At 71.1% G+C, this 24,175-nt stretch carries 22 protein-coding genes; 9 read left to right on the top strand and 13 right to left on the bottom strand.

Features of this window, described 5'->3' with window-relative positions; all coding sequences use genetic code 11:
• Nucleotides 1-60 precede the first annotated feature (60 nt).
• The 3 genes from fabD to ASG29_RS14030 are packed head-to-tail and all read right to left on the bottom strand — an operon-like array spanning nucleotide 61 to nucleotide 3,843.
• A complete protein-coding gene (gene fabD, locus ASG29_RS14020) occupies nucleotides 61-1,020 on the bottom strand; it encodes an ACP S-malonyltransferase (RefSeq protein WP_055985067.1) in 960 nt (319 codons plus the stop codon).
• 48 nt (nucleotides 1,021-1,068) lie between these two features.
• Nucleotides 1,069-2,361, bottom strand: a complete 1,293-nt coding sequence (locus ASG29_RS14025) for a metal-dependent hydrolase family protein (RefSeq protein ID WP_055985070.1) — start codon at nucleotides 2,359-2,361, stop codon at nucleotides 1,069-1,071.
• A 33-nt stretch (nucleotides 2,362-2,394) separates the two neighbouring features.
• On the bottom strand, nucleotides 2,395-3,843 hold the full coding sequence (locus ASG29_RS14030) for a glycosyltransferase family 39 protein (RefSeq protein ID WP_055985073.1): 1,449 nt from the start codon (nucleotides 3,841-3,843) through the stop codon (nucleotides 2,395-2,397).
• A 158-nt stretch (nucleotides 3,844-4,001) separates the two neighbouring features.
• Here ASG29_RS14030 and rpsF point away from each other — a divergent pair, with 158 nt between their 5' ends.
• The 3 genes from rpsF to rplI are packed head-to-tail and all read left to right on the top strand — an operon-like array spanning nucleotide 4,002 to nucleotide 5,287.
• A complete protein-coding gene (rpsF, locus tag ASG29_RS14035; RefSeq protein WP_055985076.1) occupies nucleotides 4,002-4,433 on the top strand; it encodes a 30S ribosomal protein S6 in 432 nt (143 codons plus the stop codon).
• Nucleotides 4,433-4,657: a 30S ribosomal protein S18 gene (gene rpsR, locus ASG29_RS14040; RefSeq protein ID WP_007403456.1), complete on the top strand. Its 225-nt coding sequence runs from the start codon at nucleotides 4,433-4,435 to the stop codon at nucleotides 4,655-4,657. Before rpsF ends, rpsR begins: the two co-directional genes overlap by 1 nt.
• 12 nt (nucleotides 4,658-4,669) lie before the next feature.
• On the top strand, nucleotides 4,670-5,287 hold the full coding sequence (rplI, locus tag ASG29_RS14045) for a 50S ribosomal protein L9 (protein WP_055985080.1): 618 nt from the start codon (nucleotides 4,670-4,672) through the stop codon (nucleotides 5,285-5,287).
• A gap of 307 nt (nucleotides 5,288-5,594) precedes the next feature.
• On the opposite strand, the gene ASG29_RS17750 is transcribed toward rplI, so the two are convergent.
• Nucleotides 5,595-5,720 (bottom strand): hypothetical protein, encoded by a 126-nt coding sequence (locus ASG29_RS17750; RefSeq protein WP_268796241.1) that lies wholly within the window; start codon nucleotides 5,718-5,720, stop codon nucleotides 5,595-5,597.
• Nucleotides 5,721-5,812: 92 nt separating this feature from the next.
• Between ASG29_RS17750 and ASG29_RS14050 the strand changes: the two genes are divergently transcribed.
• From ASG29_RS14050 to ASG29_RS14060, 3 genes are read left to right on the top strand one after another with little or no spacing between them, the layout of a single operon-like run.
• Nucleotides 5,813-6,373: a DUF1285 domain-containing protein gene (locus tag ASG29_RS14050; RefSeq protein WP_055985082.1), complete on the top strand. Its 561-nt coding sequence runs from the start codon at nucleotides 5,813-5,815 to the stop codon at nucleotides 6,371-6,373.
• A complete protein-coding gene (locus ASG29_RS14055) occupies nucleotides 6,370-6,954 on the top strand; it encodes a CoA pyrophosphatase (protein ID WP_055985085.1) in 585 nt (194 codons plus the stop codon). Before ASG29_RS14050 ends, ASG29_RS14055 begins: the two co-directional genes overlap by 4 nt.
• The gene (locus ASG29_RS14060; RefSeq protein ID WP_055985087.1) at nucleotides 6,948-8,114 is read left to right on the top strand and encodes a CCA tRNA nucleotidyltransferase; all 1,167 of its coding nucleotides are present in this window, start codon (nucleotides 6,948-6,950) and stop codon (nucleotides 8,112-8,114) included. Before ASG29_RS14055 ends, ASG29_RS14060 begins: the two co-directional genes overlap by 7 nt.
• Nucleotides 8,115-8,134: 20 nt before the next feature.
• Here ASG29_RS14060 and ASG29_RS14065 read toward each other — a convergent pair whose 3' ends face one another.
• The 6 genes from ASG29_RS14065 to ASG29_RS14090 all read right to left on the bottom strand — a co-directional run bounded on the left by ASG29_RS14065 (nucleotide 8,135) and on the right by ASG29_RS14090 (nucleotide 16,453).
• Nucleotides 8,135-9,772 (bottom strand): bifunctional diguanylate cyclase/phosphodiesterase, encoded by a 1,638-nt coding sequence (locus ASG29_RS14065; RefSeq protein WP_082516125.1) that lies wholly within the window; start codon nucleotides 9,770-9,772, stop codon nucleotides 8,135-8,137.
• Between the two features lie 107 nt (nucleotides 9,773-9,879).
• Entirely contained in the window at nucleotides 9,880-12,132 is a 2,253-nt protein-coding gene (gene parC / locus ASG29_RS14070) for a DNA topoisomerase IV subunit A (protein ID WP_156458015.1), read from the bottom strand.
• 89 nt (nucleotides 12,133-12,221) lie between these two features.
• The gene (locus tag ASG29_RS14075) at nucleotides 12,222-13,886 is read right to left on the bottom strand and encodes a putative bifunctional diguanylate cyclase/phosphodiesterase (RefSeq protein WP_055985717.1); all 1,665 of its coding nucleotides are present in this window, start codon (nucleotides 13,884-13,886) and stop codon (nucleotides 12,222-12,224) included.
• Between the two features lie 87 nt (nucleotides 13,887-13,973).
• Nucleotides 13,974-14,507: a Smr/MutS family protein gene (locus tag ASG29_RS14080; RefSeq protein ID WP_055985090.1), complete on the bottom strand. Its 534-nt coding sequence runs from the start codon at nucleotides 14,505-14,507 to the stop codon at nucleotides 13,974-13,976.
• A complete protein-coding gene (locus tag ASG29_RS14085; RefSeq protein ID WP_055985720.1) occupies nucleotides 14,485-15,783 on the bottom strand; it encodes a murein transglycosylase A in 1,299 nt (432 codons plus the stop codon). Before ASG29_RS14085 ends, ASG29_RS14080 begins: the two co-directional genes overlap by 23 nt.
• Before the next feature lie 10 nt (nucleotides 15,784-15,793).
• Nucleotides 15,794-16,453 carry a Tim44/TimA family putative adaptor protein gene (locus ASG29_RS14090; protein WP_156458016.1) on the bottom strand — a complete coding sequence of 220 codons (660 nt, stop codon included), beginning with the start codon at nucleotides 16,451-16,453 and terminating at the stop codon, nucleotides 15,794-15,796.
• Nucleotides 16,454-16,612: 159 nt separating this feature from the next.
• Between ASG29_RS14090 and secB the strand changes: the two genes are divergently transcribed.
• From secB to trpS, 3 genes are all read left to right on the top strand, one after another.
• A complete protein-coding gene (secB, locus tag ASG29_RS14095) occupies nucleotides 16,613-17,113 on the top strand; it encodes a protein-export chaperone SecB (RefSeq protein WP_055985096.1) in 501 nt (166 codons plus the stop codon).
• Between the two features lie 124 nt (nucleotides 17,114-17,237).
• The gene (gene murJ / locus ASG29_RS14100; RefSeq protein WP_055985098.1) at nucleotides 17,238-18,809 is read left to right on the top strand and encodes a murein biosynthesis integral membrane protein MurJ; all 1,572 of its coding nucleotides are present in this window, start codon (nucleotides 17,238-17,240) and stop codon (nucleotides 18,807-18,809) included.
• On the top strand, nucleotides 18,809-19,816 hold the full coding sequence (trpS, locus tag ASG29_RS14105) for a tryptophan--tRNA ligase (RefSeq protein ID WP_055985101.1): 1,008 nt from the start codon (nucleotides 18,809-18,811) through the stop codon (nucleotides 19,814-19,816). Before murJ ends, trpS begins: the two co-directional genes overlap by 1 nt.
• 427 nt (nucleotides 19,817-20,243) lie before the next feature.
• On the opposite strand, the gene recJ is transcribed toward trpS, so the two are convergent.
• The 3 genes from recJ to ASG29_RS14120 all read right to left on the bottom strand — a co-directional run bounded on the left by recJ (nucleotide 20,244) and on the right by ASG29_RS14120 (nucleotide 23,970).
• A complete protein-coding gene (gene recJ / locus ASG29_RS14110; protein WP_055985723.1) occupies nucleotides 20,244-21,992 on the bottom strand; it encodes a single-stranded-DNA-specific exonuclease RecJ in 1,749 nt (582 codons plus the stop codon).
• A 129-nt stretch (nucleotides 21,993-22,121) separates the two neighbouring features.
• Nucleotides 22,122-22,808 (bottom strand): prolyl hydroxylase family protein, encoded by a 687-nt coding sequence (locus ASG29_RS14115; protein ID WP_055985104.1) that lies wholly within the window; start codon nucleotides 22,806-22,808, stop codon nucleotides 22,122-22,124.
• A 31-nt stretch (nucleotides 22,809-22,839) separates the two neighbouring features.
• Nucleotides 22,840-23,970 carry an RcnB family protein gene (locus ASG29_RS14120; protein ID WP_055985107.1) on the bottom strand — a complete coding sequence of 377 codons (1,131 nt, stop codon included), beginning with the start codon at nucleotides 23,968-23,970 and terminating at the stop codon, nucleotides 22,840-22,842.
• Between the last annotated feature and the right edge of the window lie 205 nt (nucleotides 23,971-24,175).

The following is a 24,175-nucleotide window of genomic DNA, read 5'->3' on the forward strand; positions in this document are numbered from 1 at the left end:
GCGTCCTCTGCGCCTCTGCGCGAACTAAAAAACCTTCGTCTTCGCGTCTTCGCGCGAACTCTACAACCCCTTCGCCAGCGCCTCCAGGTCGTCCATCGTCACCACGCTCACCGCCGCCACGTCCGGCGCGATGCGTTTCACCATCGGGGCGAGCACCTTGCCGCCGAACTCGACGAACTCCGTCACCCCCGCCGCCGCCATCGCCAGCACCGATTCGCGCCACCGCACCCGCCCCGTGACCTGCTGCACCAGCAGGTGGCGGATCGCCCCCGGCTCCGCGACCGCCACCGCGTCGACGTTCGCAAACACGGGCACCAGCGGCGCGCGCAGGTCGGCGTCGAGCAGCGCCGCCTCCATCGCAACGGCGGCATCCTCCATCAGCGAACAGTGGAACGGCGCCGACACCGGCAAGAGCAGCGCGCGCTTCGCCCCCATGTCCTTCGCCAGCGCCACCGCGCGCTCCACCGCGACGCGGTGGCCCGAAATCACGACCTGCGTCGGATCGTTGTCGTTCGCCACGGTGCAGACCAACGTCTCCCCCATCTCGGCCAGGATCGCATCGACCGCCGCGCCCGCGATCACGCCCGCCTTCTCGACGTCCGCGCCCAGCAATGCCGCCATCGCCCCCTCGCCCACCGGCACCGCCGCCTGCATCGCGCGCCCGCGCACCTTCAGCAGCCGCGCCGTCGTCGACAGGTCCAGCGCCGCCGCGGCGCACAGGGCGCTATATTCGCCCAGCGAATGGCCCGCGACGTAATCCGCCTTGTCCGCCAGCGTCACGTTCCCGTCGCGCTCAAGCACGCGCAGCGTCGCGATCGCGTTCGCCATGATCGCGGGCTGGGCGTTCTCGGTCAGCAGCAGGTCCTCCGCCGGCCCCTCCGCCATCAGCCGCTGGAGCTTTTGCCCCAGCGCCTCGTCGACCTCCTGGAACACTTCGCGGGCATGGGGGCTGGCGGCGGAAAGCGCCGCGCCCATGCCGACCGACTGGCTGCCCTGTCCGGGGAAGATGAATGCGCGCAACGGGCCTCTCCTGCATCGAAGGCGCGCGGGTTAGGCCGCGGCGGCGCGTCAGTCCACCCCGGCGACCGGTACCCCGCCCTTCATGACGAAGGCGACTGACTTCAGCACGGTCACGTCGGTCAGCGGATCGCCCGCGACCGCGATCAGGTCCGCCGCCTTCCCCGCCTCGACCGATCCGATGTCCTTCGACAGGCCCAGCAGGTCGGCGGCGTTCAGCGTCGCGGCGGCCAGCGCGGTCGCGGGCGTCATGCCGTGCGCCACCATCAGTTCGAACTCGTCGGCGTTGCGCCCGTGCTTGGACACGCCCGCATCGGTGCCGAACGCGATCCTGACGCCGCCCTTCACCGCGCGCTCCAGCGCCTTGCCCGTGATCCCGATCCGCCACTCGATCTTCTCACGCACCGACGGCGGATAGGCGTTCGGATCGGCCGCCAGCCGCGCCTTGTACCCGTTCACCGTCGACAGCGTGGGGACGTAATAGGCGCCCGACTTGCGGAACAGCGCCACTTCCTCGTCGCCCAGCAGCGTCCCGTGCTCGATCGAATCCGCCCCCGCGCGCAGCGCCAGCGCGATCCCGCTGGCGCCGTGCGCGTGAACCGCGACCTTCTTGCCGTACAGGCGCGCGGTCTCGACCACCGCCTTCGCCTCGTCGTCGAACATCTGCTGGCCCAGCCCCGCGGCGATCACGCTGTTGACGCCCGCGGTCGTCGCGATCTTGATGACGTCCGCCCCGCGCCCGACCTGCCGGCGCACCGCCTTGCGGCATTCCTCCACCCCGTCGCACAGGTTCGCGGTATGCGCGAGCGCGTCGCCCGCCTCCATGTTCAGCCCCAGCCGCCCGTCCATATGCCCCGACGTGGTGGAGATCGCCTCGCCCGCGTCCACGATCCGCGGTCCCTGCGTCCATCCGCGCGCGATCGCATCGCGCAACGCCAGCGTCACCCCCGCCGCGCCGTCGCCCAGGTTGCGGACGGTGGTGAAGCCCGCGCGCAGCGTCTTCGTCGCGTTCATCTGCGCCTCGTACGCGTGGAGCGCGGTCGATTCGGTGACGCCCGACAGCAGGCCCTCGTTACCCGCGCGATCGGACGCCAGATGGACATGCGCGTCGATCAGGCCGGGCAGGACGGTCATCCGCGACAGGTCGATCAGCTTGGCGCCCGGCGGCGGCGGTTGCAGCCCGGTCGAGACGCGCTCGATCCGCCCGTTGCGGACGACGACGGTGGACGGCCCTTGCGCAGGCCGGTCCGCCCGCGCGATCAGGCGTCCGGCGTGGATCACCGTCACCGCATCCTGCGCCGCGGCGGGCGTCGCCGTCAGCAGGGCCAATAGAATCGCGCGCATGATCGTCCCCTCTTCCCGTTATCGGCAAAGGGGTTAGCGCGGACGGCGGACCAGTACCATCTCCGGCCCCGGCGCGAACAGCCGCCGCGCGACTGGCGCGGGCACCACGCCATCGAGACCCGCCGCCCGCACGATCGCCCCGACCCGCGTCGGCGGGATCGGATAGCGCGCCACGATCGTGCCCACGGGCACCGCATCGCCCCTCGCCAGTTGCAACCCGCCCGCCGCCGCCGGTGCGGCGCGCAGGTTCGCGCGGCCCGCGAACCGCATCGACAGGTCCGCGCGCCGCACGTCGCTCGCCGCGCCCGCCACCGTCTCGCGCGGGAAGTCGCCCGACGCGCGGACCAGCGCCTCCATCGGCCAGTGCGGATGCGCGTTGCCGACGCCCAGCAGCAGCAGGTCGCTCCCCACCACCGCCCCCAGCAGCATCGCGCGCCGCGCGGGCGGCATCCGCGCCGCCCAGGCCGCGACCACGATCACCGCCACCAGCGCGGGCAGCGTGAAATAGCGCGGGTTGAGAACCAGTTTCGTATACAGCGACGCCACCAGCAGGAAGCTGGCCACCGCCATCGCGCTCAGCAGCACCAGCCGCCGCCGCCCCGGCCACAGCAGCACCCGCGTCGTCCCCGCGACCAGCGCGACCGGCAGCAGCCAGAACACCAGCCCGAAATCGTCGTTCAGCAACAGCACCAGCAACGGATCGACCGGCGGCCACAGCAGGACGTTCCCCTCCATGTTGGCGGCGCGATCGATGTGCGAATCGTGGTGGAACGCGATGGTCCAGCGGCGCCACGGATCGCCGGTCAGCGCATGTTGATACGCCGCCTCCGCCCCCAATACCGCCACGCACCCGATGCCCGCCGCCAGGATCGCGGCCCGCGGCACCGGCTTTCCGCGCAGGAACGGCAGCGCCAGCCCCGCCAGCGGCAGCACGCTGGTCTCCCGGCACAGCACCGCCACCCCGAACGCCACCCCGCCCAGCGCGGCGCGGGTCAAACCCCGCCGGTCCGCCCCCGCATCCGCCAGCAGCATCGCCCCGATCAGCAGCGCGCTGGCCTCCAGCAGGTCGACCGACACCGTGGTGGCATTGCCGACGATCACGGGCAGCGTCGCGGTCAGCAGCGCCGCGATCCATCCCGCCCGCGCGCCCGCGACCCGCGTGGCATAGATGCCCGTCGTCGCCACGATCGCGACGTAGAAGACCAGCGCCGTCGCCGCGAAGGCCGCGAACCCCTGCCCCATCGTCGCCAGCATGGCGGCAAAGGGGAGCACCAGCGGGAAGCGCGTCGCCCAATGGTCCGCCCCCGCCGACGGCGGATGCGTCAGCCACGCGTCCGCCGCCTGCCAATACAGCGCGTCGTCCGACGCCATGTATCCGACCCATCCGGCCCACAGCGCGGCGATCCCCGCGACGACGACCGCCGTCGCCCACGCCCAGTGGCGCGGCGCGGCATCGAGGCGGGAGACGGGGCGCATGTCCATGACGCCTGCTATAGCGGGGGCGGTTGCGATATGGTTGCGTTTCCGCAGCGTCCCCGCTACAGGCCCCGCTCCCCGCAGGTCCGCCCGCGGGCACGACGACAGCCGGAGGGGCATGGCATGGGGCCATGTCAGCGATCGGCCAAGAGGAAAGAGAACGCATGGCTCTGTACGAGCATGTGTTCCTTGCGCGCCAGGATCTGGCACAGGCGCAAGTGGACACGCTGGCGGAAGCCGCCACGAAGATCGTCACCGATCACGGCGGCAAGATCGTCAAGACCGAGACCTGGGGGCTGCGCTCCCTCGCCTATCGCATCGCGAAGAATCGCAAGGCGCATTATGTGATGCTCGAAATCGACGCACCCGGCGACACCGTCGCCGAGCTGGAGCGTCAGTCCGGCATCAACGAGGACATCATCCGCTACATGACCGTCCGCGTCGACGAGCATGAGGCCGGCCCGACCGTCATGATGCGCAAGCAGGAGCGCGACCGCGAGCGTCGCAGCGAGCGCGGCGAGCGTGGCGACCGCCCGGATCGCGGCGACCGTCCCGATCGTGGCCCGCGTCGTGATCGCGAAGAGGAGAACGCATAATGGCGCGCCCGTTTTTCCGCCGCCGCAAGTCGTGCCCGTTCAGCGCGAAGGACGCGCCCCGGATCGACTATAAGGACGTCCGCCTGTTGCAGGGCTTCGTGTCCGAGCGTGGCAAGATCGTCCCCTCGCGCATCACCAGCGTGAGCGCGAAGAAGCAGCGCGAACTGGCGCAGGCCATCAAGCGCGCGCGTCACCTGGGGCTGCTGCCCTACGTCGTTAAGTAAGGAGTAGCGGACATGGATGTCATTCTGCTCGAACGCGTCGAGAAGCTCGGCAGCATCGGCGACGTGGTGAAGGTGAAGGACGGGTTCGCCCGCAACTTCCTGCTTCCCAACAAGAAGGCGCTCCGCGCGAACGAGGCGAACCGCAAGGTGTTCGAATCGAACCGCGCGCGGATCGAGGCCGACAACGCCTCGCGTCGCACGGACGCGGAAAAGGACGCGGGCTCGTTCAAGGACGCGACCGTCACGCTGATCCGTCAGTCGTCGAACACCGGCCAGCTGTACGGCTCGGTCGCGGTCCGCGACCTGATCGAGGCGCTGGAGGCCGACGGTCACAAGGTGACCAAGAGCCAGGTCGTGCTGGATCGTCCGATCAAGGCGATCGGCCTGTACGACGTCCGCGTGCAGCTGCACCCGGAAGTCGTCGTGACGGTGAAGGTCAACGTCGCACGCTCGCCCGAAGAGGCCGAGATGCAGGCGAAGGGCGTCGACGTCATGCAGCAGGTGTTCGAGGAAGGTCGCGATCAGGGCGGCTTCGTCGAGGCCTACGATCCCAACGCGGAACCCGGCGCCACCGCCGAAGCGCCGCGCGACAATCAGCGCGACGACCGCGAGGAGCCGGTCGAGGGTTGATCCCTCGACCCGGTCCGCCGGAAGGAAAACCCCGGTTCGCCGGGACGAAAGAAAGGCCCGCCGGGAGCGATCCCGGCGGGCCTTTTCCGTTGGCACCGCAAATGGGGGGAATACGGCGCCGGGGGAACTCAGGGCACCGCCACGCATGCGCCGCACACCATGGCGAAGGGAACAAGTGCAAGGAATAGCGGGACAAACTGCTTCATGATCCGTCCTCGAAAGCTGTCGGGGGGATGAATGATCGACCGTCCCGAAGGTTTCGAGCGGGGAGAAGAAAGTTACGGCGTCCCCGTACCGGCGTCCCCGCTCAGGCGAAGTCGCCCAGCCGCGCGGCTTCCTCCTCCGCCTCGGTGGGCTCGGCCGGGTCGCGCGCGGCATCCACGGGTTCGTCGTCCTGCTGCTCGGCGGGGTGCGGGTCGGGCGTCATCGTCATGCTCCTTGCGATACCACCGCCCAACGCATGGCGACCGGCATCGGCGCCCGCCCGCCCTTTACCCCGCCCGCGCGCGTCCCTACCTGCGGTCCATGCCCATGGCGCCGCCCCCCGATTTCGACACGCTGACGATGGCCGATATCGCGCGCCTCGCCGACGAGGACCGCCTGCCCCCGGTCGACCGCTGGCACCCCGCGCATTGCGGCGACAGCGACATGCGGATCGCGCGCGACGGGACGTGGTTCCACCAGGGGTCGCCGATCGGCCGCGCCGCGATGGTCCGCGCCTTCAGCCGCATCCTGCGCCGCGAACCCGACGGCGGCTACGTCCTCGTCACCCCGGGGGAGAAGCTGGACATCGCGGTCGAGGACGCGCCCTTCGTCGCGGTGGAGATGAAGCGCGCGGGCGAGGGGCGCGACGCCACGCTCGCCTTCCGCCTCAACACCGGCGACACCGTCACCGCCTCCGCCGACCATCCCCTGCGCTTCGTCGAGACGCCCGACGGCCCGCATCCGTATCTGCTGGTCCGCGGCGGGCTGGAGGCGCTCGTCACGCGCGCGATCTATTACGACCTGGCGGAGATCGCGCTGTCCGGCGACGATGCGACGCCGGGCGTCTGGAGCGCCGGCACCTTCTTCCCGCTGGCGGCATGACCGACATCGCCGAGCGGCTCGCCGCCGCGATGGTTTCCGCCTCCGCGACCGCGTCGATCGGCGGCGATTCGGACGACCTGCCGCATCACGACGCGCTGACCCCCGCCGCGGTGCTGATCCCCGTCACCGATCGTCCGCGTCCCGGCGTCATCCTGACGCAGCGTACCGACACGCTGCGCCACCACGCCGGACAGGTCGCCTTCCCCGGCGGCCGGCTCGATCCCGGCGAGGATGCGATCACCGCCGCCCTGCGCGAGGCGGAGGAGGAGGTCGCCCTGCCCCCGTCCGCCGTCCGCGTGATCGGCGCGTCGGACCGCTATCGCACCGGCACCGGCTATTCCATCACCCCCGTCGTCGGCGTCGTCCCGCCCGACCTGCCGCTGGTGGCCAGCGAGGCGGAGGTCGCCGCGGTGTTCGAGGTCCCGCTCGACTTCCTGCTCGACGTCGCCAACCACCGCGAGAATTCGGGCATCTGGCAGGGGCGCGAGCGGCGCTTCTACGAATTGCTGTGGGAGGATCGCCGCATCTGGGGCGCGACCGCAGGGATCATCGTCAACCTGGCGCGGCGGCTACGATGGTGATCCTGCCCGACGCGCCCTGGCGCCACCGCCCCGGGCTCGCGCCGCTGACCCACGCGCTGGGCGCGGGTCGGGCGCGCTGGGTCGGCGGCGCGGTGCGCGACACGCTGCTGGGGCTGGACGTGTCGGACATCGACCTGGCCACCGTCCACCCGCCGGAAGAGGTGATCCGCCTTTGCTCCGCCGCGGGGATCAAGACCGTCCCCACCGGCATCGCGCACGGCACGGTCACCGCGGTCACGTCGGGCACCGTGGTGGAGGTCACGACGCTGCGCCGCGACGTCGCCACCGACGGCCGCCACGCGATCGTCGAGCGCACCGACGACTGGCGCGAGGATGCGGCGCGGCGCGATTTCACGATGAACGCGCTTTACGCCGATCCCGCGACGGGCGAGGTCTTCGACTGGTTCGGCGGGCTCGACGATCTCGCCGCGCGCCGCGTCCGCTTCATCGGCGATCCGTATACCCGCATCGCGGAGGATCACCTGCGGATCCTGCGCTTCTTCCGCTTCCACGCGCGTTTCGGCGACGCGATCGACGACGCCGGCCTCGCCGCCTGCGTCGCGCGCGCGAACGACCTGATGGCGCTCAGCCGCGAAAGGATCGCGGCGGAACTGCTGAAGCTGCTGGTCGCCCCGGCGGCGGTGCCCGTCGTCGCGCTGATGCAGGCGCACGGCATCTTCCGCCCCGTCCTGCCGGAAATCGACGCGGACGGCGTCGCGCGCCTCGCCGCGCTGGCGGCGCGGGAAATGGATGCGGCCATCGCCCCCGACCCGATCCGCCGCCTCGCCGCCCTGCTCCCCCCGTCGACGGCGGAAGACGTCGGCGCGCGGCTGAAGCTGTCGAACGCCGACCGCCGCCGCCTGATCGCCGCTACCGCGGGTGCGGGCGACGAAGGCGCGCGCGCGCTCGCCTATCGCGCCGGTCCGGACATCGCGCACGATCGCCTGCTGATCGCGGGTGCGGACGTCGCCCCGATCCGCGACTGGACCCCGCCCCGCCTCCCGCTGTCGGGCGGTGCACTGGTCGCCCGCGGCCTGGCGAAGGGCCCGCAGGTCGCCGCCGCCCTCAAGCGGATCGAGACGCGCTGGATCGCGGAAGGCTTCCCCGAGGCGGCGCGGGTGGAGACGATCGCGGACGAGGAGGTGGCGGGACCGGCCTGAGATCGCGCGACCACATCCCCCTACCCGTTGCGCTCCAGCAGGAACGCATAGGCCTCATCCGCCTCCAGCGGCCGGGCATAGGCCCAGCCCTGCCCGTAGGTGCAGCCCAGCGCCGCCAGCGTTTGCCCGACCTCGACGGTCTCGATCCCCTCCGCCACCGTCGCCATCCCCAGCGCCTGCGCCAGGCTCAGGATCGCGCGCACGATGGCCACCTTGTCGCGGTCGTGCAGCATCGCGGTGACGAAGCTGCGGTCGATCTTCAGCACGTCGATCGGCAACGTCTGCAACGAGGCGAGGTTGGAGAAGCCGGTGCCGAAATCGTCCATCGCGATCGTCGGCCCCAGCGCCTTCAGCTGCATCAGCACCTTCGCCATCCGCTCCGGGTCCGCGATGATCGCGCTTTCGGTCAGCTCCAGCTTCAGCCGCTTGCCCGCCAGCCCGGCGGCGTCCAGCGCGCGGCCCACCACCTCGGACACGGTATCGCGCTGCAACTGGATCGGCGACAGGTTGACCGCCACCGACACGCCGCAATCGCGCCCGTGCCGCGCGTCCCAGCCCGCCAGGGTGCGGCATGCGGTATCGATCGCCCACCGTCCCAACGGCACGATCAGGCCCGATTCCTCCGCCACGGGGATGAACTTCACCGGCGAATGGCGGACGCCGTCCTCGTCGGTCCAGCGCGCCAGCGCCTCGAACGATTCGACCCGTCCCGTCGCCAGGTCGCAGATCGGTTGATAGACCAGGTGCAGCTGCTCGTTCTCGATCGCGCGGCGCAGCGCCGTCTCCATCGCGAACTCCTCGCGCGCGAAATCCAGCGCCTGGGTCTGGTACGCCTCCGCGCTCTTGCTCGCCTTCGACTTCTTCATCGCCACCTGGGCGTGGCGGATCACGTCCTCCGCCACCGCGGTATCGCTACCGCCGAAGGCCATGCCGATCGCGCAGGAGATGCGGATCTCGTAATCGCTCAGCCGGAACGGCGTGGACAGGGCGTTGCGGATACGCTGCGCGACATGCCCCGCCTCCGCATCGTCCTGATCGACCGACAGCAGGATGCCGAATTCGTCCCCGCCCGTGCGCGCCAGCACGTCGTGGCCGCGCAACGCGCCCTTGATCCGGCGCGCGACGGTGATGAGCAGCTCGTCCCCCGTCATCGATCCCAGGCAGGCGTTGAAGCGGCTGAACCGCTCCAGGTCGATCATCAGCACCGCCCAGCGCGACGATCCCGTCGCGATCATCGCCTCCAGCGCGTCGGTGAACCCGCCGCGATTGGGCAGGCCGGTCAGGCTGTCGGTCGCCATCTCGCGGCGCAGCGTCTCGTGCGTGCGCACCTCCGCGGTCTGGTCGACGAAGCACACCATCGCCACCGGCTCGCGCCGATAGGACAAGCGCGTCATCGTCACGCGATAATGCCGCCGCTCCACCGCCCCGCCCGCCAGGAAATCGATCTCGTCGCGCTCGCGCCCCGACGAAAGGAACGCGGCGATCGCCTCGTCCAGCCCCGATTCGCCCAGCAGGCAGGCCTGCGTGAAGGGCCGGTTGCTGACCTCGTGCACGACGCGCCCGTCCGTCATCGCCGCCATCGTCGTGGGAATGGGCAGCAATTCCAATGCGCCTTCGCTGGCGGTCAGGCCCGGCGCGATCACGCGCGGGACCGCCATCTCGCCCGACGGCAAAAAGGAATGGATCGGCTTCACCGCCATTGCGTACCGCATCACGCGTTAACAGGCGGCTTACGCTGGCCGTTTCTTACAATCCCCGGCCGCGGTCAGAAGCGGTTGTCGCGCGGGAAGCCGACCGGCGGCATCCGCCCCGCCGCGCCGCGCGCGGTGCGCCAGGGGGACAGGTCCGCCTCGGTCCGCGTCCGCCCGCTCTCGCCCCCCATGGCCCAGCTCAGCCCGTCGGCCATCACGAACGTCCGCGCATCCGCCAGCCCGCCGTCGCGATAGCGCTGCAACTGCACCCCCTGCCCGCGCGACAGCTCGACCAGCTCGGCCAGCGGGAAGACCAGGAACTTGCGATTGTCGCCGACCACCGCGACGTAATCGTCGCCGTCGGGAACGGGCCGCACCACCGACAAGGCGGCGCCCGGCTTCGCCGACATCACGGTCTTGCCTTTGCGCGTCTCCGCGATCACGTCCGCCACCGGCACCAGGAAGCCGCGCCCGTCGCTCGCGGCGACCAGCAGCCGGGTCGCGCGCCGCGCGGGCAGCAGCGCGACGATGGGGACGCTGCCGTCCAGGTCGATCGTGGCGCGCACCGGTTCCCCGAACCCGCGCCCGCCCGGCAGCCGATCCGCCGCCAGCGTGTAGAAACGCCCGTTCCCCGCCGCCAGCAGCAGCTTGTCCGTCGTCTGCGCGTGGAAGGCGAAGGCGGGGCCGTCGCCCTCCTTGAACTTCAGCGTTTCCGGCGCGGCCAGGTCGACATGCCCCTTCATCGCGCGGATCCAGCCGCGCTGCGACAGGATGACGGTGATCGGCTCGCGCTCGATCATCGCCTCCAGCGGGATGTCGCGCGTCGGCGCGGCCTCCTCCACCGTGGTCCGCCGCTTCCCCAGCAGCGTCTGCGCGCCGTACCGGTCGCGGATCGTGGCGAAGTCCTTCTTCAAGCGCGTCTTCTGCCGCGTCTCGCTGCCCAGCAACTGGTTCAGCGACGCCTGCTCCTTCTCCAGCGCGGCCCGTTCGCGCTTCAGCTCCATCTCCTCCAGCTTGCGCAGGGACCGCAGCCGCATGTTCAGGATCGCCTCCGCCTGCCGGTCGGTCAGGTCGAATTCCGCGATCATCAGCTTCTTGGGCTCGTCCTCGGTCCGGATGATCTCGATCACGCGATCCAGGTTCAGGAACGCGACGATATAGCCGCCGACCAGCTCCAGCCGGTCCGCGATCTTCCCCAGCCGATGCTCGGTCCGCCGCCGCAGCACGACGAACTGATGCTCCACCCACGCCGACAGCGCGCCGTGCAGGCTCATCACCCGCGGCGTCCGCTCCTTGTCCAGCACGTTCAGGTTCAGCGGCACGCGGATTTCCAGGTCGGACAGCCGGAACAGTCCGTCCATCATCACCTGCACGTCCACGGTCCGGCTGCGCGGTTCCAGCACCAGCCGGACCTCCGCATCGCTCTCGTCGCGCACATCGGCCAGGATGGGCAGCCGCTTGGCGTTGATGAGCTCCGCGATCTGCTCGATCAGCTTCCCCTTCTGCACGCCATACGGAATCTCGCTGACCACCACCTGCCAGCCGCCGCCCTTCTCGCGCTCGATCCCCCAGCGCGCGCGGACGCGGAAACTGCCGCGCCCGGTGGCATAGGCTTCGCGGATCGCGACCGGCGCATCGACCACCAGTCCGCCGGTCGGGAAGTCCGGCCCCTTCACGAACGCCAGCGGATCGGCGCTGGCGTCGTCGACCAGCGCGATCGCGGCGTCCAGCAGCTCGGCGGCATTGTGCGGCGGGATGCTGGTCGCCATGCCCACCGCGATCCCCGCCGCGCCGTTGGCCAGCAAATTGGGGAAGGCGCCGGGGAACAGTTCCGGTTCCTGCTCCTCCCCGTTGTACGTCGGCTTGAACGCGGTCGCATCCTCGTCCAGCCCGTCCATCAGGTCGATCGCGACCTGCGTCAGCCGCGCCTCGGTGTAGCGATAGGCGGCGGCGTTATCGCCGTCGATGTTCCCGAAATTCCCCTGCCCGTCGACCAGCGGATAGCGCAGCGAGAACGTCTGCGCGAGCCGGACCATCGCGTCGTAGACGGACTGGTCGCCATGCGGGTGGTATTTGCCGATCACGTCGCCGACGACGCGCGCGCATTTCTTGTACCCCTGGCTCGGGTCCAGCTTCAGCAGCCGCATCGCCCACAGCAGCCGGCGATGCACCGGCTTCAACCCGTCGCGCACGTCGGGCAGCGACCGCGCGGTGATCGTCGACAGGGCGTAGACGAGGTAGCGTTCGCTCAGCGCGCTGTCGAACGGCGCGTCGAACACGCCCACGGGCGGATTGTCGGGGGGAAGCACGATTCCGTCGCTGGCCATGGCGCGGTGCTAGCAGCGCGGCCCCATGTTCCACAACCGTTCCGATCGGTCCGGCCGCACACCGGTCGCCCCCGGTCCGTCCCCGGCCGCTACCGCCCCGCGGCGCCCGCGCGCGGCCGGTCCAGCCAGCCCGCCAGCGCCGCCGCATCCATCGGCCGCGCGATGACCCATCCCTGGATCGCGTCGCAGCCCAGGACGCGCAGCACGTCCGCCGCCGCCTCGGTCTCCACCCCTTCGGCGATCGCCTCGAAGCCGAGGCCGTGGATCAGGCCGACCAGCGCCTGCACGATCTCCCGCGCCACGCGGTCGTGCGCCACCTCGCGCACCAGCGTGCGGTCCAGCTTCACGCGGTCGACCGGCAACTGGCGCAGGCGTTGCAGGTTGGAATCGCCCGCCCCGAAATCGTCGATCGTGATGCGCGCGCCGTCCGCGCGCAATTCGGCCAGCGCCGCGATCGTGGGGGCGGGGCATCGCATCGCGAACGCCTCGCCGATCTCCAGCTCGATGCAGGTCAGCGGCGCGCCCACATCCTCCAGCGCGGCACGCAGCCGGGGTACGAAGGCGCGGTCCTCCAGCTGCCGCTGGTTCAGGTTCAGCGCGATCCGCCCCGGCCGCCCCTCGCGATGCCAATCGGCGGCGGTGCGCGCGACTGCGGTGGTCACCCAGTCGCCGATCGCGACCATCTGCCCGTTCGCTTCCGCCCGCTTCAAAAAATCGCCCGCGGGCCGCAATTCGCCCGACGGGTGGCGCCAGCGCAGCAACGCCTCCGCCGCCACCAGCGCCCGGTCCCCCGCCGCCGCGATCTGCGGCTGGAACAACAGCGCGAATTCGTCGCGGTCGAGCGCGTCGCGCAATTCCTGGTCGAGCAGGTCGCGCCCCGTCAGCTCCGCGGCCAGCCCCTCGCTGTAGCGCGCGATGCGCCCGCGCCCGTCGCGCTTGGCCTGGTACATCGCCGCATCCGCGGCGCGCATCAGCTCGTGCAACGTCGTGCCGTGGTCTGGGCGCAGCGCCACGCCCACCGACGCGCCGATCGTGACCAGCCCGTCGCTCAGCGCGAACGGCTGCCCCAGCGCGGCGACGATCGCCTGCCCCAGCCGCTGCACCGCCGCCGCATCGGCCATGCCGGGACACAGGATCGTGAATTCGTCCCCCGCCAGCCGCCCGACGATCGTCCCGGGGGTGCCGCTTTCGTCGCCGATCGTGCGCAACCGGTCCGCGACGCGCATCAGCAACTGGTCGCCGCTGGCGTGGCCGCGGCTGTCGTTCACCGCCTTGAACCGGTCGAGGTCGATGAAGAACAGCGCCGCCGCCGAATCGCCGATGCGCGACAGGACCGCCTCGGCGCCCGCGCGGAAATTGGCGCGATTGGCGAGGCCGGTGACCGGGTCGTACAGCGCCAGGTGGCGGACGTGGTCGAAATTGCTCGACAATTGCGTGAACAGGGCGGTCATCGCATCGGCCAGCCGCGGCATCAGCACCGTCGTCGCGCGCGGGACCGGCGCGATCAGGTCGCCCGCCGCCGCCGCCGCCAGCCGGTCGACCGCGCGATCGATCGCGCGCCGCGCCGTGGCCAGGAGTAGCGACGCCGCGCCCCATCCGATCACCAGGCAGGCGATGCCGGGGATCAGCGCGCGGGCATGGTGGCCTGCGACCCAGCAGGCATAGGTCGTCGCCATCAGCGCGAAGGACGAAAGCACCACGCCGACGCCCACCGCGATCGCGGTGGCCCGGATCCTGAGCGTGGCGGTCCCCATCTCGCTGAACAATCCCCCCGAACGAACGGTCGCAACCGCCCGCCGAAGCGATGGCAGCGGGAAGTTAAGGATCGGTGGAGACGATCCTCACCGCGCCCGCCGCAGGACGACGTACAACGCGCCCTGCCCGCCGTGGCGCGGATGCGCGTTGCGGACCGCGGCGATGCGCGACGCATGGCGCGACAGCGACAGCCAGTCGCCGATCCCCGCCCGGATCGCTCCGCGCGCATGCGGCCGCTCGCTCTCCCCGCGCGGCGGCCGGCCGGTCACCAGCAGGACGACGCGGTCGCCGCCGCGGATCGCCCGGTCCAGCCCCGCGTCCAGCGCCGCATGCGCCGACGCCAGCGTGTGGCCGTGCAGGTCGATCGTCCGGTCCGGAATGATCGCCCCCGTCGCCAGCCGCCGGTCCCACGCCTTGTCCAGTGTCTCGCCCGGCCCGCGCAGCGGCGCGGGGCGCGCCACCGGCCGGGCGACGACGCCCGGTACGGCGATCTTCTTCGTCGGCGCGGCCGCTGCCGCGGACGGCGTCACCGCGGTCGCGATGCGTCCCGGCATCGCGCGCACCGTGGCGCTGACCCGCGCCCACAGCGCGCTGTCCTCAGGGGACAGTGGCCGGCGCATTACCGGCGGCAAGCAGGCGGTCGGCCACGCCGACGGGCAGCAGGACGAACGCGGTTCCCCGGGCGCTCATGCCCCCCGCGATCGCCCGCGCTTCGTCGCCCGCGCCCCAGAAGGTGTCGAAGCGGTTGGCGCCCTTGATCGCGCCGCCGGTGTCCTGCGCGATCCAGATGCCGTTGGCGTCGGCGCGGTCCATCGACAGCAGGACCGGCGCGCCCAGCGGCACGAACTTCACGTCCGCCGCCACCGTCGCCCCGCCGCTGACCGGCAGGCCCATCGCGCCCAGCGGCGCGCCGTCGAGGATGCGGAAGAAGACGTAGCTCTTGTTCTCGCGCATGATCGCGCGGCCTTCGTCCGGGTGCGCGTGCAGGTAATCGACGATCCCCTGCATCGACGCCTGACCCGGTCCCAGCAGCCCGCGATCACGCATAAGCTTCCCGATGCCGGTATAGTCGCGCCCGTTCTGCGAGGCGTAGCCGATCCTCAGCACGTCGCCGTCGGGCAGGCGGACGTTCCCCGATCCCTGCACCTGGAGGAAGAACAGTTCCACCGGATCGGCGGCATAGCCCAGGATCCGCGCCCGCCCCGACAGCGCCCCTTCCTCGATCTGCGTCCGGTCGAAATACGGCACCAGCTTCGTGCCCTGGACCCGCCCGCGGATCGATTTCCCCGCAAGGGCGGTGGAAAACGTGCCCAGGTCCACGTCGACCAGATCGTCGGGCCGCGCGTAGATCGGGGCGTATCCCGCCCGCGCGTCGCGCGATCCGGCGATTTCGGGGATGTAGTAACCGGTGGCGAAGGCGCGGCCGTCGCCCACCTGTACCGGCTCGAACCAGCGCCGGAAGAACGCGACCGCCTCGCCCGGCACCGTGCCCGCGGCGGCGTCGCACGCCGGGCGCCAGTCCGCGCCATTGGTCAGCCCGGTGGGATCGGTCCGGCGGACCAGGCTGGGGCAACTGATCCGGAACGCCGCCAGCGCCGCCGCCGCCTGGGTCGCGTCCAGCGGCACGCCCGCGATCGCGGGCGCGCGCACCACGCCCGCGGCGCGCGCGGTCGTCGCTCCTGCGGGCATCGCCGCGGGAACCGGGACGACCGGCACCGACGCGGTCGGCTGGCGCGGGGGCGGGTTGGACGGGCGATACGGCCGCGGCGTCGCGCCGGGCGCGGTGGTTGCGGGCCGGTCGGACGGTACGCCCGGGCGCTGCGGCGCGGTGCCGGGGCCGACGCACGCGGCCAGCAGCGACGTTCCGGCCAGCGCCGCGAACGCCCCCCTCCCCATCATCGGCATCCTACGCCTCGTCGGTGTCGACGAGCGTCCAGTTCGGATCGGACGCCTTCACGCGCCGCGCGAAGGTCCAGACGTCGTGCGTCTCGACCGCGTCGCTGGTCGATCCGGCGACGACATTGCCCTCGCCGTCGCGGGTCACCGCCGCGATATCGGCGTCGAAGCGCATCGTGATCCGCGCCTCGGCCCCGTTGGCGCCCGGGGTCACGCCCGCCGCGACGATCGCCGCACGCTCGATCGTGACCAACCGGTTGTCGAGCACATGGCCCTGTTCGGCGCGTGCCGCGATCGCCTCCCGGAACGCGCCCAGGACGTCGTCCGCGACCAGGCCGCGCAACGCGTCCTCGTCGCCGCGCCAATAGGCTTCCAGGATCATGCGGTACGCCGCCTTCGATCCGTCGATGAAGCGGGACACGTCGAACCCCGGCTCGGCCGCGATCACGCCGCGCAGGCCCGCCTCCGCCGCGTCGTCGATCGGGCGCGGCGCGGTCTCGCGCGTTTCCGCCACCGCATCGACGGTGCGCGGGATCGCGGTGGACGGGACGCGATCCTCCGCGGCGCGCGGCAGCGGCTGCTGCTCGTGGCCGCCCCGCTTGCCCAGCACCGAGTAGAGGCGCAGGGCGAGGAAGGCGGCGACCATGGCGAGGAGGACAACGTAGAACACGGCAACTCCGACTGGTTGGACGCCAACATAGACACGTGTGCGCCCCAATTCAAATGAACCGCGCGGTCATTGTATCCCGCGACGCCGCTTGCTAACCGGCGCAGGCATTTTTCGCGGCCGGCCGGACATGCCGCCGCAGACCCGAGAAGGACGATCAGGATGGACGAGCAGGGCAATTTCGGCGGCGAGCCGCTGGCGAACGGTGCGGATACCGGCCCCGCGGTGGGCCTGATCTCGCAATATGTGAAGGATCTGTCGTTCGAGAATCCGAACGCCCCCGCCATCTACCAGACGCCCACCCCGCCCGAGATCAACGTCCAGTTCGACATCGCGGGGCAGCAGGTCGCCGACGACGTCCACGAAGTGACGCTGAAGATCGAGGTCAAGGCCGTGACCGAGGGCAAGACCGCGTTCCAGGTCGAACTGTCCTACGCCGGCCTGTTCGGCCTGCGCAACGTGCCCGCCGAGCATGTCCAGCCGTTCCTGCTGGGCGAAGGCCCGCGCCTGATGTTCCCCTTCGCCCGCCGCATCGTCGCCGACGCGATCCGCGACGGCGGCTTCCCCCCGCTGCTGCTGGAGCCGATCGACTTCAACGCATTGTTCCTGCAACAGGCGCAACAGCAGGGAATCCAGTTCGGCGCGACCGAGGGGCAGGCGTAACTACTTGCCGTCACCCCGGCGAAGGCCGGGGTCCAGTTGCGGGAAATCTGATATATGTCGCGCCCTTGCCACGAGGGCCTTCCCCGCTGGACCCCGGCCTTCGCCGGGGTGACGGAGAAGTAGGATGAACCTCACCCGCGCGCTCGGCTCCGTCGGCGGGCTCACGCTCGCCAGCCGCATCCTGGGCCTCGTCCGCGATTCGCTGTTCGCGCGCTTCGTCGGCGCGGGGTTCGCGTCGGACGCGTTCCTGATCGCGTTCCGCCTGCCCAACATGTTCCGCGCGCTGTTCGCGGAAGGCGCCTTCTCCGCCGCCTTCATCCCGATGTTCAACCGCAAGGTGGCCGACCCGGACGGCGACGGCCTGCCGTCGGGCGTGCGCTTCGCGGAGGACGCGCTGTCGGTGCTCCTGCCCATCCTGATCGTCATGACGGTGGTGATGGAGCTGGCGGCATGGCCGGTGACCTGGCTGCTGTCGGGCGGGTTCAACGGCGTCGACCGCGACCAGTTCGCCTTCGCGGTCGAACTGTCGCGGATCACCTTCCCCTACCTCCTGCTCATCAGCCTCGTGTCGCTGCTGGGCGGCATCCTGAATTCGCTGCACAAATTCTGGATCGCCGCCGCCGCGCCGATCCTGCTCAACCTGACGCTGATCGTCGCGCTGCTGTTCTTCCACGCCCCCGACACCCTGCTGACCGCGCGGACGCAGGCCATTGCGGTGACCGTGTCAGGCGTGCTGCAACTGGCGTGGCTGGTGTGGGCGTGCCGCCGCGCGGGCGTGCGCCTGAAGCTGAAGCGCCCGCGCCTAGGCCCGGACGTGCGGAAGCTGCTGAAACTGATCGGCCCCGCCGCCGCGGGCGCGGGCGCGGTGCAGATCAATCTCGTCGTCTCGACCGCACTGGCCGCCAGCCTGCTGGGCGCGGGATCGGTCAGCTACATCTATTTCGCCGACCGCCTGAACCAGCTGCCGCTCGGCCTCATCGGCATCGGGCTCGGCACCGTCCTCCTCCCCACCATCTCCGCCCAGCTGGGCCGCGGGGACGAGGCGGCGGCGACGGAGACGCAGAACCGCGGGCTGGAACTCGCGCTCTTCCTCACCCTCCCCGCCACCGTCGCTTTGGTCGCCTGCGGCCAGCCGATCGTCGCGGCATTGTTCCAGCACGGGAAGTTCACGCCCGCGGACAGCGCCGCCACCGCGCAGGCGCTCGCCGCCTTCTCGCTCGGCCTGCCCAGCTACATATTGGTGAAGGTCCTCACCCCCGGCTTCTACGCGCGCCACGATACGAAAACGCCGGTGCGCTTCGCGATGGTGTCGATCGCGGTGAACCTGATCCTCAACCTCGCCTTCATCGTGCCGCTGAAACACGTCGGCCCGCCGCTCGCCACCGCGATCGCCTCCACCGTCAACGTCGCGTTGCTGTGGCATGCGTTGCAGAGGCGCGGCCATTTCGCGGTCGACCGCCAACTGGCGCGCCGCGCGCCGCGGCTGGCGGCGGCGGCGCTGCTGATGGGCGCGGTGATCTGGTTCGCGAACAAGCCGCTGGAACCATGGACGACCGGCGCCAGCCTGCACCGCTGGATCGCGATGTTCGCGCTGGTCGGCGCCGGCGCGCTGGTCTATTTCGCCGCCACCTTCCTGTTCGGCGCCTTCTATGTCGCCGATGTGAAGACCCTCCTTCGACGCAAGAGAGCAAGCTGATGCGTGTCGTTTCCGGCATCAAGCCCACGGGCAACCTCCACCTCGGCAATTACCTCGGCGCGGTGAAGCAATGGGTGGCGATGCAGGACGAGGTGCAGGCGTCGGGGGGCGAGACGATGTTCTTCATCGCCGACCTTCACGGCCTGACCGAATTCATCCCCCCCGCGACGCTGCGCGCGCAAACGATCGAGATGACCGCGACGCTGGTCGCCGCAGGCATCGACCCCGCGCGTTCGGTCCTGTTCAACCAGGCGCGCGTGCCCGCACACAGCGAATTGTCGTGGCTGCTCAACAACGTCGCGCGCGTCGGCTGGCTCAATCGCATGACGCAGTTCAAGGACAAGGCGGGCAAAAACCGCGAGGGCGCCAGCGTCGGCCTGTACGACTACCCCGTCCTGATGGCCGCCGACGTCCTGCTCTACAACGCCACCCACGTGCCGGTGGGCGAGGACCAGAAACAGCATCTGGAGCTGGCGCGCGACATCGCGACGAAGTTCAACACCGACTATGCGTGCGATCTGTTCACCCTGCCCGAGCCATTGGTCAGCAAGGCCGCGCCGCGCATCATGTCGCTGCGCGATGCGACCGCGAAGATGTCCAAGTCCAACCCGTCCGAGATGTCGCTCATCAAGCTGGTCGACAGCGACGACGTCATCGCGGACAAGTTCCGCAAGGCGAAGACCGACCCCGACGCGCTGCCGGGCACGGTCGAGGGGCTGGAGGGCCGCGCGGAGGCACGCAACCTGGTGACAATCTTCGCCGCGCTGGCGGACCGGACGGTGGCGGACGTGCTGGCGGACTATGAAGGCAAGGGCTTCGGCCAGTTCAAGCCCGCCCTCGCCGACCTCGCGGTCGCGAAACTCGGCCCGATTCGCGACGAGATGCTGCGCCTGCTGAACGACGAGGCCGCGATCGACGCGATCCTCGCCAAGGGCGCGGAGACCGCGCGCGGCATGGCCGCGCCGGTGCTGGCGCAGGCGCAAAAGTCGATGGGCCTGTTGGCGTAGAACCGGTAGCCCTCTCCCCGGAGGGGAGAGCGGCCGAAGACTCACCGATGGCAACGCCGGTGTGAAGAAGGCAGGTTCACGCGAAGACGCGAAGACGCAAAGGCGTCTCGCACGACGCGCAGCGTCCTTCCAAGCCGAAGCGATGCAATGGCCACACCGCACCCCGCAACCACACCATCTTCGCGTCTTCGTGTCGTCGCGTGAATCAGCCTTCTTTCAGGCCAGAAAGAAGGGTGGTTCACGCAGAGGCGCGGAGACGCAGAGGTGTCCCGCCCGGCGCGAAGCGCCTATCAAGCCAACATGCCGCAGGCAAAAAGTTGGCCGCTATCGCGCCCGCTCTCCCCCAAAACTCGGCGCCTCTGCGCCTCTGCGCCTCTGCGCGAATAAACCTTCTTCTCCGCGCCTCCGCGCCTCCGCGTGAATCAAATCAACTCCGCACCCAAGCCGCATCGTCCACATGCAGCTCCGCCGCAGGCCGCGAGCCCCATTCGTCCAGCTTCGCGCGTCCCGCCAGCCACAACCGCCGCGACGGCCCCGCCGCCAGCAATGCCTCGCCCAGCGGCGTATCCGCCGCGCGGAACGCCATCGCCTTCAGGCTGCGGCCGTCGTCCCCGGCCACGATCGCGCGGACATGGCCGTTGCCGACCACGTCGACCTTGATCGTGCGCACCGGCCCGATCGCGACGCGCGGGCTCGGCCAGCCCATGCCGTACGGCCCCCCCGCCTCCAGCGCGGCGACCAGGTCGGGCGTGACCCCACCCGGCGCCAGCACCGAATCGACCAGCAACGCGCGATCCTCCCGCGCCCGCGCGATCGCGTCCGCCAGCCGTTCCTCCAGGAAAGCCGCGAATGCCGCCACGCCCCCCGCCGCCACGGTCAGGCCCGCCGCCATCGCATGCCCGCCGCCCGCGACCAGCAGCCCCGCCTCCTTCGCCGCCAGCACCGCCTGACCCAGGTCGACGCCCGTGATCGACCGGCCCGATCCCTTGCCGACGCCGTCGTCGTCCAGCGCGATGACGATCGCAGGTCGCCCCAGCTTCTCCTTCAGCCGCCCCGCGACGATCCCGATCACGCCGGGGTGCCAGCCCGCCCCCGCGACGACCACGACGGAGCGCTCCGCGACGATCGCCAGCTCCGCGCCCTCCTGCACGATCGCCTCGATCGCGCGCCGTTCCTCGTTCAGCCGGTCCAGCTCCGCCGCAATCCCCCGCGCCTCGTCCACGTCCGTCGTCGTCAGCAACCGGACGCCCAGGTCCGCGCGCCCCACGCGCCCGCCCGCGTTGATCCGCGGCCCCAGCGCGAAGCCCAGATCGCTGCACACCGGCGCGCGCGTCAGCCGCGACGCCTCGATCAGCGCGGCGAGCCCGACGTTACGCCGCCCGCCCATCACCTTCAGCCCCTGCGCCACGAACGCGCGATTGAGGCCCCGCAACTGCGCCACGTCCGCGACGGTGCCCAGCGCGACGAGGTCGAGCAGGTCGAGCAGCTTCGGCTCCGTCCGCGCCGCGAAATACCCCCGCCCCCGCAATTCGCGCAGCAACGCCGCGCCCAGCAGGAAGCACACGCCCACCGCGGCCAGATGGCCGTGCGCCGCGCCCTCATCCTCATCCAGCCGGTTAGGGTTCACTACCGCCACCGCGCGCGGCAGGCGGGTGGCGCATTGGTGATGGTCGACCACGATCACGTCGACCGGCGCGTCGTCCAGCACGTCGAACGCCTGCGCCCCGCAATCCACCGTCACGATCAACGTCGCGCCCGCCCCCGCCAGCGTCGCCAGTGCGGCGGCATTCGGGCCGTACCCTTCCGTCATCCGGTCCGGGATATGCACCGCCGCGTCATGGCCCAGCCCGCGCAGCAGCAGGACCAGCAACGCGGCCGACGTCGCGCCGTCGACGTCGTAATCGCCGAAGATCGCGATCTTCTCCCCCGCCTCCACCGCATCCGCGATCCGCGCCGCCGCCGTGTCCATGTCGCGAAAGACCGACGGATCGGGCATGAACGCACGGATCGATGGCGCGCGATGCGCCTCCAGCCCCTCGCGCGGGCACCCCCGCGACAGCAGCAGGCTGGTGACCAGGTCGTCGGGCACGAACCCGTCGCGCTGATCCGCCGCCAGCGCGCGCCACCGCCACGGCTGGCCCATGATCGAACGGTCGATGTCGAGAACGTGACGCATCGTGCGCGCCTTACCGGCGGCGCGCACCGGTGTCGCCCCTCCTCTTCTCCCCGTCATTGCGAGCGGAGCGAAGCAATCCAGGACGGCGCGCGAAACGCTGGATCGCCGCGCTGCGCTCGCGATGACGACCTACGCCGGCAAGCCCACCCACGGTTCCTCCCGGAACCACTTCGTCACGATATACTTCACCCCCGCCACCACCGGCATGCCCTCGTGCAGCGTCGCGGTATTGGGCGCGCCGTCGGCGTCCATGTTGTTCCATGCCAGCAACATGCCCTTGCGCGGTACCGCGCGCACGCCGCCCTGCGGGAACCAGGTCGCGCCGCCCTCCTCCACCTCGTTCAGATACACCATCGCGGTCCACGTCCGCTGCCCGCCGCCCGCGCGCATCTTCTGCCAGTAGCTTTCGCCCTCGTGGAAATAATCGTGATGGGTGCGGAAATGCTGCCCGGGGGCGTAGCGCTGGCCCTGGATCGTCTCGCCATATTCGGGCGCGATGCCCAGCGCGGCGGCGATATATTCGTCGATCTGCCGCACGCCGTCCGCGTGGCGATCCATGTCGCAGCTTTCGGACGTGCGGTTCTCGTTGCTGCCCGTGTCGGTCAGCAGGGTCGACGGCCGCCGCCGCGCCTCGATCATCGCGACCAGCCAGTCGCAATTGGCGTCGTCCAGGAAGCCGGGGCAGCGCCACGCCGCGATCCGGTCGCTGGGCAGCCGCTGCATCCGCGGGTCGGCGTCGAGCCGCGCCGCCACGTCGCGCCCGATCGCGGCGCGGACGGGGGAGGGGCGGCCGGGCGGGATGGTGGTGATCGCCATCCCGCCCGATTATGCCTCCCCCGCCGGTCGTTCAACCCTGCCAGAACATGTCGTGGACCACGTCGACGACCCGCCCGGTGTAGATATCGACCAGCAGCGCATCGTCATAGTAACGGACCCAGCGATACGGCCCGGCGACGTCGGGCAGGCGATAGGAATACGGATCGTCGATCCAGTAATCCTGCGCGAACAGCAGCGACGACAGCCTGACCCCGACCGCGAAGCGCTGATACCCCCGGTCCCAGCCATAAGGCGCGTAATAGCGCGGCAGGCGATAGGCCGAGCGGTTCACCGCGCGATAGCGGTTCCAGTCGTAGCGCGAGTCGCGCCGCCAGTCGCGGTTCCACTGCCCGCGGTTCGACTGCCCGCGATCCCATTGCCCGCGATCCCATTGCCCGCGATCATCGCGGTCGTTCCAGCCCCACTGGCGCTGCCCCTGCCCGCGCTGGTCCCAGCCGCCCCGATCGCCGTTCCAGTTCCGGTCGCGGCCCGCCCGCTGGTCGCGATCGCGGTTCCAGTCGCGGTCGCGCCCATCGCGGTTCGCGTCCCGATCGCCGCGGAAGTTGCGCTCGGTCCACAGCGGCCGCCCGTCGCGCGGATCGCGCTGCGCCTGCTGCGGCGTTCGATCCGGGCGCTGCCGGTCGCCGCGGTTCCAGCCGCCCGCGGGCGCCGCACCACGCTCCGGCCGGTCGGGCCGTTGCCAGCCGCCGGGATTCGCCGCCACCGACGCATCGCCGCGCGGCCGTTCGACACGTTGCGGTCGCTCGCCCCGCTCGGGCCGCTGCCAGCCGCCCGCATCCGCCGCCACCGATGCGTCGCCGCGCGGCCGTTCGGCACGTTGCGGTCGCTCGCCCCGGTCGGGCCGCTGCCAGCCGCCCGCATCCGCCGAGACCGCCGCCTCGCCGCGCGGTCGTTCGGCACGCTGCGGCCGCTCGCCACGATCCGCCCGTTGCCAGCCACGCGCCTGCCCCTCGGCGCGCGCTTCCGCGCCCGCGCCGCGCTCGGGCCGTGCGTCCGGCGCCCGCTCGCGCCCGCCCGGTCCGCCGCGCGACTCCATCCGCTGCCGCATCGCCTCGCGCAGCGACACGTCCTGCGCCATCGCCACCGCAGGCACGACCACCGCCGCCGCCGCGAGCAACCCTGCCACCACCGCCTTCATCATCGGTCCAACGCCTTCACTCACCGGCGCACAGCCGGCCCTTCGATGAGGCCGCTTATGGACCGGTCGTGCAATACGCAGGCTGAATTGGTTCGTCAGCGGAATGAAAGCTGGGGCCCCCCCGTCACCCCGGACGTCATTATCCTCTTGTTCCCCCGCGGAAGCGGGGGTCCAGAGTCACGAACGGTGTCGCCTGAGACTCTGGACC

This window comes from Sphingomonas sp. Leaf412, assembly GCF_001425405.1.
Classification (GTDB): domain Bacteria; phylum Pseudomonadota; class Alphaproteobacteria; order Sphingomonadales; family Sphingomonadaceae; genus Sphingomonas.